The following is a 12,233-nucleotide window of genomic DNA, read 5'->3' as shown; positions in this document are numbered from 1 at the left end:
CGAGCGTGGCGCCACGGGTTTCAGGCGGCAGGCGACGAGAGCGAGTTGCGTAGCCGTCGCCGAGCCCGGGAGGCGGCGGCCGAGACCGCACCGGGCGTGCGTCCCTGCGCGGCCGCGATCGCGGCGGTCGGGTGACCGTCGACCTCGATCCACCACAGCAGCTCACGCCAAGGCGCCGGAAGGGCGGCCAGAGCCGCGCCCACGTGGCTCTCTGTCAACGGCGGAGGGGCCTCCACCTCCACCGGTTCCAGGACCGCCCAGTCGTCGACGAGAAGGTGCCGTGCGTCGTGTCGCATGGTTTCGTAGCACAGCCTTCGCACTGCGGTCGCCAGGTAACCGCAGAAGTTCTCGGTGGGCCCGTGTCCGCGACGCATTGCTCGGAAGATCTTGGCGAACGCCTCCGCGGCCGCGTCCTCGCCGCGCGTTCGGTGGCAGCCCGTCGTGGCCGCAATGGCGGTCGCGGTCGGCAGGTGACGACGGTAGAGGGCTTCGAAGGCGGCGTCGTCGCCGGCACGGAATCGGCGCAGGAGCTCCTCGTCGGAGGCCTGGCGGTCGCCCGCGTCCGGCATTGCGCCTGCAGTCGTGGGGTGGGGGTCCTGTTCGCGGTGAAGCACCAGCCGAGGATCGCCCGGCGTGGGAGCGTGATCATCCCACCGAGGCAGGGGACGAGGGATGACCTTCGACGGCGAGGTAGGACGTCAGGGCAGGAGCGGGAGGGAGGAGAGAGGCGTCTCAGGGGCAGAGCGGGGATGGGGTGTCGCTGTCCGCAGCCAGGTCGGATCCACCGCCCCGACGGCGACCGGTGCTGCGAGGGCGACGGCGATCAGCGCCAGACCCAGGAGGCGTTGGCGCCACGGCGCCAGGACGGTGGGACGATGACTGCGCGGCGTTGCCATGCCCTCTCAGAGCGCCGAGACGTCCCGATGTGACGCGGCGTGGGATAGGTCACACAGGCGTCGCGATGTGCACGAGCGCGTCGCCCGCGTTGACGATCGGCGCACGGGTCAGCCCGATCACGATGCCGTCGCGGTCGGCGTGGACCAGCCGGACCCGACGGCCGAAGGTGTCGGACAGGCCGCCGAGGCGCTGCCCCGACTCGACCCGGTCGCCGAGCCTGACCTCGAGGTGCAGGATCCCGGTGCCGCGGGCCCGGACCCAGGCGCTGGAGCGGGACTCCGCCGGTGCGGGGTGGTCGGCCCACGCGGGATCGGGCTCGATCATGTCGAGGGAGGCGAGCACGCGCCGTACGCCAGCGACACCGACGGCGATCGGCTCGGCCTGGAAGCGCATCGCCTCGCCGGCCTCGTAGAGCAGCACCCGGGCGCCGCGGTCGCGGGCGGCCTGGCGCAGCGAGCCGTCGCGCAGTCGCGCGTGCAGCATCACCGGCGCCCCGAACGTCTCGGCGAGCTCGCGGGTGCGCGGGTCGTCGAGGTCGGCGCGGATCTGGGGCAGGTTGCTGCGCCGGTCGGCGGCGGTGTGCAGGTCGATGCCGACGTCGCACTTGCCGACGACCTCGGTCATGAACAGGTGCGCGATCCGGCTGGCCAACGAGCCGCGGGCCGAGCCGGGGAACGAGCGGTTGAGGTCACGACGGTCCGGCAGGTAGCGGTCGCCGGTCATGAACCCGAAGACGTTGACGACGGGTACGGCGACCAGCGTGCCGCGCAGCGTCTTGGGCGACAGGCTCGCCACGATCTGCTGCACCACCTCGACACCCATCACCTCGTCGCCGTGGATCGCGGCGTTGACCCAGACCGTGGGCCCGGGCTCGCGGCCGTGGACCACGCGGACCGGGAGGCTGATGTCGCCACCGGTCACCAGCCGGGTGATCGGGAGCTCGACCTCCTTGGCCGAGCCGGCCCGCACCCGCACGTTGCCGATCGCGAACGACTCACGAAGCGCCATCAGGAGGTGGCCCCGGTGCGTCCGCGGTTCTTGCGTCGTACCTTGCGCGGCGGCCGCCCGCCGACGTACGAGCGGCCGGAGTCGACGAGGAAGCCCTGCCGCAGCGCCTCGCGGCCGACCAGCATCCGGAAGCCCATCTCGTCGCGCCTGGTCAGCGTCACCTCGGTGGTGATCGTGTGCCCGAGGAGCTCGAGCTCGGTGAGGACCACGAAGCGTTCCTGCGTGTGGCCCGTCGAGCTGCGGATCGTACGACGGTCGTGGACGGGGCACTCGACGTACACCGCGTCCTCGGCCGAGCGCTGCCACGGGTGGATGGAGAACCGGACCCACGCGAGGCCGTCGCGCTCGAACTCGTGGAGGTCGAAGGCGTGCAGCGCCGACGTACGGGCGCCGGTGTCGAGCTTGGCCTTCACCGGGCCGATGCCGGACGGGCCGAGCCCCGGAAGACGCACCCACTCGCGCCACCCGGCGACCACCGGAGGGCTGGTTGAATGGGCAGCGTCCACAAGCCAATCCAATCAGGTCGGGTATGAAGCTCGCGATCCTCTCCCGCGCCCCGCGCTCCTACAGCACCCAGCGGTTGCGCACCGCCGCCCTCGACCGGGGGCACCAGGTGAAGGTGCTCAACACGCTCCGGTTCTCCATCGACCTCTCCGGCGACGATCCCGACCTGCAGTTCCGCGGCAAGCAGCTCTCGGACTACGACGCGGTGCTGCCACGGATCGGCAACTCGATCACGTACTTCGGCACCGCCGTCGTGCGCCAGTTCGAGCAGATGGACGTCTACACGCCCAACACCGCCAACGGGATCGCCAACTCACGCGACAAGCTGCGCGCCACCCAGATCCTGTCGCGCCACAACATCGGGATGCCCGCGACGACCTTCGTCCGCGACCGCGCCGACGTGATCCCCGCGATCGAGCGGGTCGGCGGCGCCCCGGTCGTGATCAAGCTCCTCGAGGGCACCCAGGGCATCGGCGTCATCCTCGCGCCCAGCATCAAGGTCGCCGAGGCGATCATCGAGACCCTGCAGAGCACCAAGCAGCAGGTCCTCATCCAGCGCTTCGTCAAGGAGTCGAAGGGTCGCGACGTGCGCGCGCTCGTCGTCGGCGACCGGGTGGTCGCGGCGATGCGCCGGGTCGCGCAGGGCGACGAGTTCCGCTCCAACGTGCACCGCGGCGGCAGCGTCGAGCGGGTCGAGCTCGACCCGGCGTACGAGCAGGTCGCCGTGCGTGCCGCGCAGATCATGGGCCTCAAGGTCGCCGGTGTGGACATGCTCGAAGCCAAGTCCGGACCGCTCGTCATGGAGGTCAACTCCTCCCCGGGCCTGGAGGGCATCGAGACCGCCACCAAGCTCGACGTCGCCGGCGCGATCATCGACTACATCGACAACCAGGTCGCCTTCCCCCAGATCGACGTCCGCGAGCGGCTGTCCGTCTCGACCGGGTACGGCGTCGCCGAGCTCGTCGTCCACGGCGACGCCGACCTCGTCGGCAAGTCGATCGGTGACTCCGGGCTGCGCGACCGCGACATCACCGTGCTGACCCTGCACCGCGGCACCCTGGTCATCCCCAACCCGTTCCCGCACCACGTGCTAGAGGCCGAGGACCGGCTGCTGTGCTTCGGCAAGCTGGAGGAGATGCGCTCGATGATCCCCGCGCGCCCCAAGCGCCGCGCGCGGGTCAAGAAGCTCCCGAAGACGCCGATCCACGAGTCGTAGGGGTCGGGTCCGGGGCGCGTATCTGACGAATGGGCTGTGATCTCGCCGGTTTCACAGCCCATTCGTCAGATACGCGGCGGGACGCGGCAGGATGGCCCGCATGACTGACGCACCCGCCGAGCTGGTCCACCTCGACGTCGCTGACGGCATCGCGACGATCACCCTCGACTCGCCCCACAACCGCAACGCGCTCTCGCGGCAGCTGGTCACCGAGCTGGTCGGCCATCTGGCGACCGCGGACGCCGCGGACGACGTCCGCGTGATCGTGCTGGCCTCGTCGGGCCGGGTGTTCTGCTCGGGTGCGGACCTGTCGGAGGCCTCGACGGTCCCGATGCAGGAGGGCGCCCGGGCGATCGTGGCGCTGCAGCGCCAGATCGTCGCCTCGGCCAAGCCGGTCGTGACGGTCGTCGAAGGCGCCGCCCGGGCCGGCGGCATCGGCATCGTGGCCGCCTCCGACGTCGTCGTCGTCGCCGACGACGCCACCTTCGCGCTGACCGAGGTCAAGCTCGGGCTGACCCCCGCGGTCATCTCGCTCACCGTCTTCCCGCGGCTCACCCCGCGCGGGCTGGCCTGGACCGCGCTCGGCGGCGAGGTGTTCACGGGCGCCGAGGCGGCGTCGTACGGGCTGGCGACCGTCGCCGTCCCCGCCGGCGACCTGCGCGCGACCGTCGACGACATGGTCGGCAAGCTCGCCACCGGCGCTGCCCAGGGCCTGCGCGAGACCAAGAGGCTGCTCGCCGCCGACCTGCTCGAGCGGATCGACGCGAAGGGCGAGGAGCTGGTCGAGCTCAGCGCCCGGCTGTTCGGCTCCGACGAGGCCCGCGAGGCGATGACCGCGTTCCTGACCCGCAAGAAGGGCTGATCAGCCTGCGCGAAGGCGTTTGCGGTGGACCGATCCGGAGCATGGGCCTCGGTGGAGGTGGAGCGGTGGACACGAGGACGAGCAGGCTCGCGGCGATGGGAGTGGCCGCGGCGGCGACGATGGTGATGATGGTGACGGTCCTGTCGGGAGGTACGACGGCCCACGCGGCGCCGTCGGCCGCGGCGAGCGACGAGGCCTGCCTGATGCGGGCGACGACCGGCCAGGTGCGGTGCTACCCGAGCGCCGACGCGCTGCTGGAGGCGGTGACGGGGGAGCCGGCCGACGGGTTCACGACTGCCGACCTCGCGGCGCCCGCCACGGTGGCGGCGATCGAGTCCGGACTGGCCGGCCCCGGCGAGACAGCGGGGCTCCGCGGGGCCGGCGTACCCCTCGCGTCGGTCGTGACCGCGGTCTTCTACGACGGCCTCAACGGCACCGGCGCCGCGCTCGTCATGGAGGCGCCCAGCGGCTGCGACGACGACCTGGGCGTCGAGTGGGCCTGGCCCACCCTGACCCCCGAGTGGCGCAACCGGATCCGCTCGGGCATCGGCTACGCGCGCTGCGACTTCAAGGTCTGGAACCACGCCTGGTACGCCGGCGCGGCCTACGGGTACGTCTCGAGCTCGGGCTACTTCGGTGCGCTCGACGGCGCGGCCAACTCGGTCAGGATGCGGTAGGCGGGGCGGACTCGCCGGTGGGGACGTCGACGAGCTGCGCGCGGCGGAACTCCAGGACGGACGGTGAGGTCGGGTCGGTGCACGCCGGGAGGCCGTCCCCGAGCCGCGCCTCGGCCCTCGACCCGTCGGGGAAGTCGATCCGCGCGACCGGGTTCGCCCCACCGCACCAGTTGCTCCACGACGCGGTCACCATGGCGCGCTGTCCGACGCCGAGCGAGAGCGGTGTGAACGTGGCGGGGACGGTGGTGCTGGTCGCCGCTGCGTCGCTGCCGACGGTGATCCGCACGCCGGGTCCGACAGGGCACGGGCGAGCCGCGGGTCCGTCGAGCACGAGCACGACCTCGTCGGGGTTGACGCCGGTCGGGCCGATGGTCACCGTGTCGCACGCCGGGGAGGCGGCCGGGCCGGGGGCGTGGTCGTCCCCGCCTCGGAGCACGACACCCGCCACGCCGAGCCCGGTCACCACGCACGCGGTGGCCGCCACCACGGCCACCCGGCGCTGACGGTGCCGGCGCTGGCCGGCCGCGACCCGCTCGAGGAGGTCGGGGACGTGGGGCACCGGGACCTCGCCGTCGCGGACGAAGGCGCGCAGCTGACGCTCGAGGTCACTCATCGCCCGGCCTCCCCACGACGTCGTCGGGCAGCTGGTCGGGGAGCTCCACGCCCATCAGCCGGCGCAGGCTCGCCATCCCGCGGCTGGCCTGGCTCTTGACCGTGCCGGGACGGCAGGCGAGGACCTCGGCGATCTCCTTCTCGGAGCAGTCCTCGTAGTAGCGCAGCACGAGGACGGCCCGCTGTCGCGGCGGGAGCTGCTGGAGGGCGGCCCACACGTCGGACTCCCAGTCCGGGCCCGCGGTGGTCGCCGCTCGCTCCTCGGGCTCGGCCCGCAGCTGCTCGCGCCGGTCGCGCTTGCTGCGGGTCCACCACAGGCGGGTCATGGTGCGCCGGGCGTAGGCGTCCTGGTGCTCGACGTCGCGGACGTGTCGCCAGCGCCGGCCGAGCCGCAGGAAAGTCTCCTGGGTGAGGTCGGCGGCGGTGTGGGGGTCGCCTCCGGTCAGGAGCATGCCGTAGCGCAGGAGGCCGTGCTGCTTCGCCGCCACGAAGGCGGCGAACTCGGCGTCCACGCGCTGCTCACCCCCTCCCGTGACTCCCGAGACCACTTGTTCACGACTACCCCAAGGCCGTTCGTGGCTCCGAGGGTTGCATCAGCCGCCCGATTCGGTGAGGACTCCGGCGTGTCGCTTCTCTAGAACATGTTCTACCTGTCGCCTAGGGTGCTCGCGTGGACTTCGCGATGGTCACCGCCTACCACCCGATCGACCAGCTCGTGCCGCTGGCGCGCGCCGCCGAGGAGGCCGGCTTCGCCGCGCTCAGCCTCGCCGACCACGTCGTCGACCTGGAGACGATCGCGACGCCGTACCCCTACACCCGCGACGGCGGCCGGCGCTGGAAGCCCGACGTCGACTGGCCGGACCCGTGGGTGACCATCGGCGCGCTCTCCCAGGTCACCACCGAGCTGCGGTTCTTCACCTCGATCTACGTCGCGGCGATGCGCAACCCGTTCGTGGTCGCCAAGGCGGTGGGTACGGCGGCCGCCCTGTCCGGTGGCCGGGTCGCCCTCGGCGTCGGGGTCGGCTGGTGCCGCGAGGAGTTCGAGCTGCTCGAGGAGGACTTCGCGACCCGCGGGCGTCGTACCGACGAGGGCCTGGACCTGATGCGCGAGCTGTGGCGGCCCGGCTGGACCGAGTTCGCCGGCGAGTTCTACAGCTGCGAGCGCCTGGCCATGCTGCCCGAGCCGCCCGGCCCGATCCCGGTCTGGGTGGGCGGGCTGTCCGACGTCGCGTTCCGCCGGGCGGCGCGCAACGACGGCTGGATCGGCGACATGGCCACGGTCGACGAGGCGATCGCGATCGTCGAGCGGCTGCAGGCGCTGCGGCGCGAGGAGGGCAAGGATCCCGATGCGCCGTTCGCCGTCGTACCGGCACTCACGGACGCCTTCGCGCCCGAGGACTTCGCCCGCGCCGCCCGCGGCGGCGTGACGATGTGCATGACGATGCCGTGGATGTACTACTACCCGCCGGACGCCACCTTGGAGCAGCGCCTCGACGGCATCGCCCGGTTCGGCGCGGAGGTGATCGCGCCGACCCGGGCCCTGGTGGGCGCTCAGCCCTCCAGGTAGGCGGTCAGCAGCGACACGATCGTGCGGTGGGCACGGTCGATGTCGATGTGGGTGCCGAGCAGTCGCTCGTTGCGCAGGCTGCGCAGCATCGCCGGCAGCAGCTCGGACATGGCGGCGCGCCGCTCCTCGTCGAGGCCCTCGACCCCGTCGAAGAAGCGGAGGAACGCCAGTGTCGAGAGCTCGTCGAGGTGCCGGATCGACGCGGCCGTGCGCGGATGGGTCTCCGCGAGCAGCTCGAGTGGTCGCGGCAGAGCCCAGCGCATGGTCTCGACGGTGACGGCGTACGGCGACTCGAGGACCGAGCTGTAGAGCTCGGCGACCTCGGCCACGCGGCCGGCCAGGGTCGTGCTCTTCGGTGTGCCCCACAGGTCGGGGCCGACCTCGGCGACCTGGTCCGCGACGGCGGACCAGAACCCGTCGGAGTCACCGAAGAGGTTCTGCACCGAGCCCCAGCTGAGCCCGGCCTCCTTCGCGACCATGTTGATCGACACCGTCTCCGGGCGGCCGGTCCCGAGCATCTCGACCGCCGTGGACAACAGCTTCTCGCGCGCGGCCACGCCGCGGCGGTTTGGTTTGCGGGACATCGTTGCCCCGGACGTCATGCTCATCGTGTTCCCCCCTTGGACACGCGATGCTTCGGGCCGTTCACCTACCACGGTACTGCCTTTGGTGGGAGTTCGCTGTCCCGTCCGATAGTTGCCTGCCCACGCCTGTAGAGTTGGTGGCTTGCCGCTTTCGGGCGGCTCTTCAGGAACGAGTGCGGACGGTAGGGGTCACGTCGGTGGCAGATGAGCTGGTGGAGCGCGAGGTCGCTGGAGAACAGGCCTTCGTCGACCGGGTCTACCGGCAGCTGGAGCAGGCGGGGAAGGCCGCCCAGCAGCTGGCGAAGGAAGGTCACTCCCGCGGCCGCCTCGGTCACGAGGGCGGCCTGGTGGAGCGCGACGCGATGGTCTTCCAGGCCGCGAAGCGGATCGCGCAGCTCGACGCTGCCCACGAGGGTCTCGTCTTCGGGCGGCTCGACCTCGACGCGGCGGTCGACGCCGCGCCGCGGTACGTCGGCCGGATCGGCCTGCGCGACGACGACCACGAGTCGCTGCTGATCGACTGGCGTGCGCCGGCCGCCGCCGTGTTCTACCAGGCGACGGCTGCGGACCCCCACGGCGTCCTGCGGCGCCGGGTGCTGCGCAGTGCCGGCCGCTCGGTCGTGGGAGTCGAGGACGAGCTCCTCGACGCCTCCGGGCTGGAGGCGGCCGAGGCCGCCGGGCGGGAGCTGCCGATCATCGGCGAGGGCGCGCTGATGGCGCAGCTCTCCCGTGCCCGCGACCGCTCGATGCACTCGATCGTCGCGACCATCCAGGCCGAGCAGGACAAGGCGATCCGGGCCCCCTCGCGCGGCGTCGTGTCGATCTCCGGTGGACCCGGCACGGGCAAGACGGTCGTCGCACTGCACCGGGCGGCGTACCTCCTCTACACCGACCGCCAGCGCTACGAGCGCGGCGGCGTGCTCGTCGTCGGCCCGTCCGGCGTGTTCATGCGCTACATCGAGCGGGTGCTGCCCTCGCTCGGCGAGACCGCGGTCGCGCTGCGCAGCCTCGGCGAGGTCGTCGACGAGGTCCGCGCGACCCGCCACGACGAGCCGGCGGTCGCCGACATCAAGGGCTCGGCACGGATGGCGGAGCTGATGCGTCGTACGGCGCGCCAGCAGGCGCCCGGCAGCCCGCGCGAGTACCGCGTCTTCTGGCGCGACGACCGCCTTGTCCTCGACCGCGGCAAGCTCGGTCAGGTACGCCGGCAGCTGATGTCGCAGGGACTGCGCAACAAGCAGCTCCCGCGCGTCTCCCACGCGCTCCTCGACGCGCTGTGGCGCCAGGTCCGTGGCGAGCGCGGCCGTGAGCAGGGCCGGGAGAAGTTCAACGACGAGATGCTCTCGCGTGACGACTTCCTCGACTTCGCCCTCGGCTGGTGGCCGCCGCTCGACGCGCCGACGGTGCTGTGCTGGCTGCGCGAGCCGGAGTTCCTGGCCCGCGTCAGCGAGGGCCTGCTCTCCGCCGAGGAGCAGCGGCTGCTGTCCAAGACCTGGGCCGGCCTCGACCCGTCGCGGCCGATCAGCCCGCAGATCTCGATCGAGGACGTGCCGCTGCTCGACGAGCTGCGCTACGCCCTCGGCGACGTACCGCAGAAGGCCGACGACGAGCGCGACGACCCGATGGCGCTGATCGAGGGCGCGGTCGACATCCAGGAGCTGATGACCGCCTCCGACCGCGAGTTCGCGCCGTCGGGCCGCGCCTGGCGCCCGCCGATCTCGAGCATCGAGGACGACGGGTACGCCCACGTCCTGGTCGACGAGGCCCAGGACCTCACGCCCATGCAGTGGCGGATGGTCGGGCGCCGCGGCCGTGCCGCCTCCTGGACCATCGTCGGCGACCCCGCCCAGTCGTCCTGGCCGGTGCCCGCCGAGTCGGACGCCGCGCGCGCCGCGGCGCTGGAGCGCAAGCAGGTGCACTCCTTCCACCTGTCCACCAACTACCGCAACTCGGCCGAGATCTACGCGTACGCCGCGGCCTACGCCTCGCGCGTCGGCCTCGACGCCGACCTGCCCGACGCGGTGCGTCGCACCGGTGAGGAGCCGGTGGTCGTCGACCTGCCGGTCGGCGCCGGTGTGGCTGAGCTCGAGGCCGCCACCCGCGCCGCCGTGCTCGACGTCGCCGGCCGGGTCTCGGGGACGGTGGGCATCGTCGTACCGGTGGCGCGGCGGTCCGAGGTCAACGCCTGGCTCGCCTCGTGGCCCGAGCTGGCGGCCGACGCCGCCGGCGCTCGCGCCGCCATCGACTCCTCGGTCACGCCCTCGGGTGAGGACCGGGTCGTCGTCCTGACCGGCCTCGACACCAAGGGCCTCGAGTTCGACGGCATCGTCGTCGTGCGGCCGCAGGAGATCGAGGACGAGTCGCTCACCGGACGAGCGACCCTGTACGTCGTGCTCACCCGGGCGACGCAACTGCTCACCACTGTCGGCTGAGTCCGGCCCGCTGCTGCCTGTCCGCTGTAACACGCTGTCCACGCGACTGGTCGCCGGTTCTCAGCATCGAACCGGCTGCTGGCCCGGCGTGTCGCGCTGACAGCTGACAGGTAGTCGGGTGGACGGCGTGTTACTTCCCGCCCGGGTCCCGGCCTGGCCCACCGTTCACCATGAAGCGTGTCGGCGAGGACCGGAAGATCGCGGGCCTCGAACCGCAGTAGGGCTCAACTGCCAGGGGAGTGACCCGAACGGGCCAGACCCGGTGAGTACGCCGACGGACGCCTCTGCTGGCGGCTGCGGCCGACCATCGGGGGATGAGTCGCATCCTCCTGGCAGTCGTGGTCGTCGCAGCGCTGGTCCTGATGGGCCGCGGCCTCGGCGAGCAGATCCACTTCGAGAACACCGGCGAGGCGGTCGCCGCCGCTCGCCACGGTGCCCGATCGATCGGGTGGGCCTGCCTGCTGCTGGCGCTGGCGGCGGCGTACGGCTGGCTGGTCCTGGGCCGCTCGCCGTGGGTCGCGGTCGGGCTGATGGCGCCGGTCGTGCTCTGCGGAGGCCTCACGTGGCTGATGCCGGACAGCCTCTGGGGGGTGCTGGCCGCGCTGGTCGCCGTACCGGCTGCGGGGGTGGCGGTCCTCGTCGTACTGCTGGTGCCGCGTCGGTGAGCGCCGCCGGGGTCCGCGCCGCCGCGGCCCGCCGCTCCCGCTGTAACACGCTGTCCACCTGACTGGTCGGCGGTTCTCAGCAGCAGACCGCCTGCTGGCCCGGCGTGTCGCGCTGAGAGTCGACAGGTAGTCGGGTGGACGGAATTGCGCGCCCGGGCACACTGGACGGATGACGACGGACCGGCGCCTGCCGACGGTGGAGGACGTCCGCGGCCGGCTGGGGGAGGCGCTCTTCCTGCGGGTCGCCGGTCCTGATGGTGCCCGCCACCGCGACCGGATCCACCACACGCCCGGTCCGCGGTGGTTCGACGGCGACAGCCCGATCGCGCGGGTCCACGGCGACGCCGCGATGTTCGTCGGCGGGATCCGGGCGTTGCTGCTGCAGAGCCTGCATCCCGCGGCGATGCGCGCCGTGTCGGAGCACTCCGGCTACCGCGGCGACATGTGGGGACGGCTGGCGCGCACCAGCCGGTTCCTCGCGGTCACCACGTTCGGGACGGCGGCCGATGCGCAGCGCACGGTCGACGCCGTGCGGGCGATCCACGACCGGGTCAGCGGCACGATGCCCGACGGGACGACGTACGCCGCCTCCGACCCCCACCTGCTGCTGTGGGTGCACGTCGCGGAGGTGGACAGCTTCCTGCTTGCCCACCGGGTCTACGGGGCCGAGCCGCTGGACGCTGCCGGGTACGACACCTACGTCGCCCAGACGGCCTCGGTGGCGCGACGTCTCGGCGTGCTCGACCCACCGACCACGGTGGTGGAGCTCGGGGAGACCCTGGCGTCCTTCCGACCCGAGCTGCGCGGGACGCCGGAGGCGCGCGAGGCCGTCGGCTACGTGCTTCTGCGGCCCCCGCTGCCGCTGCTGGCTCGGCCGGCGTACGGCGTGCTGGCCTCGGCGGCGGTGGGGCTGATGCCCCGCTGGACGCGCGTCCCGCTCCGGCTGCCCTGGCTCCCGCTGGCCGAGCGCACCGCGGTCCGGGCGATGGGCGCAGCGGCCGTCGGCACCATCCGCTGGGCGATGGCGCCCCGCGCGGCGTCGGCCTGACCCGCGCCCCCATCGAGCCCCGGATCTGTGCGTTGTGCAGCAGGCCAACGCCCCCGCCCGGACTTGTACACCTCGCCCGAGAGCCAGGGCCCGCCGCGCTGCCACCGTTGAGACCTATCCGGCGACCACGACAGCGTTGTCGTCGCCACGTCCAAGGAGGC

At 72.6% G+C, this 12,233-nt stretch carries 13 protein-coding genes and 1 pseudogene; 8 read left to right on the top strand and 6 right to left on the bottom strand.

Features of this window, described 5'->3' with window-relative positions:
• Positions 1–20: 20 nt before the first annotated feature.
• The 3 genes from FBY23_RS00685 to FBY23_RS00675 all read right to left on the bottom strand — a co-directional run bounded on the left by FBY23_RS00685 (position 21) and on the right by FBY23_RS00675 (position 2,411).
• The gene (locus FBY23_RS00685) at positions 21–614 is read right to left on the bottom strand and encodes an RNA polymerase sigma factor (protein WP_141796389.1); all 594 of its coding nucleotides are present in this window, start codon (positions 612–614) and stop codon (positions 21–23) included.
• Between the two features lie 331 nt (positions 615–945).
• Positions 946–1,905, bottom strand: a complete 960-nt coding sequence (locus FBY23_RS00680; protein WP_141796388.1) for a succinylglutamate desuccinylase/aspartoacylase family protein — start codon at positions 1,903–1,905, stop codon at positions 946–948.
• Positions 1,905–2,411, bottom strand: coding sequence for a RimK/LysX family protein (locus tag FBY23_RS00675; protein ID WP_174245170.1), 507 nt, complete (start codon positions 2,409–2,411; stop codon positions 1,905–1,907). The genes FBY23_RS00680 and FBY23_RS00675 overlap by 1 nt, the downstream gene beginning before the upstream one ends.
• A gap of 23 nt (positions 2,412–2,434) precedes the next feature.
• Between FBY23_RS00675 and FBY23_RS00670 the strand changes: the two are divergent.
• The 4 genes and pseudogenes from FBY23_RS00670 to FBY23_RS00660 all read left to right on the top strand — a co-directional run.
• Positions 2,435–3,295, top strand: a pseudogene (locus FBY23_RS00670) (RimK family alpha-L-glutamate ligase); the annotation flags it as partial.
• Positions 3,278–3,625: a cation:proton antiporter regulatory subunit gene (locus FBY23_RS26885; protein ID WP_396954507.1), complete on the top strand. Its 348-nt coding sequence runs from the start codon at positions 3,278–3,280 to the stop codon at positions 3,623–3,625. The pseudogene FBY23_RS00670 and the gene FBY23_RS26885, both read left to right, overlap by 18 nt.
• 100 nt (positions 3,626–3,725) lie before the next feature.
• Positions 3,726–4,487 (top strand): enoyl-CoA hydratase-related protein, encoded by a 762-nt coding sequence (locus FBY23_RS00665; RefSeq protein WP_174245169.1) that lies wholly within the window; start codon positions 3,726–3,728, stop codon positions 4,485–4,487.
• A gap of 65 nt (positions 4,488–4,552) precedes the next feature.
• A complete protein-coding gene (locus tag FBY23_RS00660; RefSeq protein WP_141796385.1) occupies positions 4,553–5,164 on the top strand; it encodes a hypothetical protein in 612 nt (203 codons plus the stop codon).
• Here FBY23_RS00660 and FBY23_RS00655 read toward each other — a convergent pair.
• Positions 5,151–5,777, bottom strand: coding sequence for a hypothetical protein (locus tag FBY23_RS00655; protein ID WP_141796384.1), 627 nt, complete (start codon positions 5,775–5,777; stop codon positions 5,151–5,153). The genes FBY23_RS00660 and FBY23_RS00655 overlap by 14 nt on opposite strands.
• Positions 5,770–6,288: a SigE family RNA polymerase sigma factor gene (locus FBY23_RS00650; protein WP_141796383.1), complete on the bottom strand. Its 519-nt coding sequence runs from the start codon at positions 6,286–6,288 to the stop codon at positions 5,770–5,772. The genes FBY23_RS00655 and FBY23_RS00650 overlap by 8 nt, the downstream gene beginning before the upstream one ends.
• A gap of 158 nt (positions 6,289–6,446) precedes the next feature.
• Here FBY23_RS00650 and FBY23_RS00645 point away from each other — a divergent pair, with 158 nt between their 5' ends.
• A complete protein-coding gene (locus FBY23_RS00645; protein ID WP_222117681.1) occupies positions 6,447–7,343 on the top strand; it encodes a TIGR03619 family F420-dependent LLM class oxidoreductase in 897 nt (298 codons plus the stop codon).
• Here FBY23_RS00645 and FBY23_RS00640 read toward each other — a convergent pair.
• On the bottom strand, positions 7,328–7,951 hold the full coding sequence (locus FBY23_RS00640; RefSeq protein ID WP_141796382.1) for a TetR/AcrR family transcriptional regulator: 624 nt from the start codon (positions 7,949–7,951) through the stop codon (positions 7,328–7,330). The genes FBY23_RS00645 and FBY23_RS00640 overlap by 16 nt on opposite strands.
• Positions 7,952–8,124: 173 nt before the next feature.
• Here FBY23_RS00640 and FBY23_RS00635 point away from each other — a divergent pair, with 173 nt between their 5' ends.
• From FBY23_RS00635 to FBY23_RS00625, 3 genes are all read left to right on the top strand, one after another.
• Positions 8,125–10,359, top strand: a complete 2,235-nt coding sequence (locus FBY23_RS00635) for a UvrD-helicase domain-containing protein (protein ID WP_141796381.1) — start codon at positions 8,125–8,127, stop codon at positions 10,357–10,359.
• Between the two features lie 314 nt (positions 10,360–10,673).
• The gene (locus tag FBY23_RS00630) at positions 10,674–11,024 is read left to right on the top strand and encodes a hypothetical protein (protein ID WP_141796380.1); all 351 of its coding nucleotides are present in this window, start codon (positions 10,674–10,676) and stop codon (positions 11,022–11,024) included.
• 169 nt (positions 11,025–11,193) lie between these two features.
• Entirely contained in the window at positions 11,194–12,072 is an 879-nt protein-coding gene (locus FBY23_RS00625) for an oxygenase MpaB family protein (protein ID WP_141796379.1), read from the top strand.
• Positions 12,073–12,233 lie beyond the last annotated feature (161 nt).

The organism is Nocardioides sp. SLBN-35 (assembly GCF_006715725.1).
Taxonomy (GTDB): Bacteria; Actinomycetota; Actinomycetes; order Propionibacteriales; family Nocardioidaceae; genus Nocardioides.
The sequence above is the reverse complement of the archived record's forward strand: the minus strand, read 5'-3'. Positions and strand labels throughout refer to the sequence as shown.

What these genes read in the sequence shown, in the direction of transcription:
- FBY23_RS00680 (WP_141796388.1), bottom strand. Translation starts at nt 1,905, where the DNA reads ATGGCGCTTCGTGAGTCGTTCGCGATCGGCAACGTGCGGGTGCGGGCC.
- FBY23_RS00665 (WP_174245169.1), top strand. Translation starts at nt 3,726, where the DNA reads ATGACTGACGCACCCGCCGAGCTGGTCCACCTCGACGTCGCTGACGGC.
- FBY23_RS00655 (WP_141796384.1), bottom strand. Translation starts at nt 5,777, where the DNA reads ATGAGTGACCTCGAGCGTCAGCTGCGCGCCTTCGTCCGCGACGGCGAG.
- FBY23_RS00640 (WP_141796382.1), bottom strand. Translation starts at nt 7,951, where the DNA reads ATGAGCATGACGTCCGGGGCAACGATGTCCCGCAAACCAAACCGCCGC.
- FBY23_RS00630 (WP_141796380.1), top strand. Translation starts at nt 10,674, where the DNA reads ATGAGTCGCATCCTCCTGGCAGTCGTGGTCGTCGCAGCGCTGGTCCTG.
- FBY23_RS00625 (WP_141796379.1), top strand. Translation starts at nt 11,194, where the DNA reads ATGACGACGGACCGGCGCCTGCCGACGGTGGAGGACGTCCGCGGCCGG.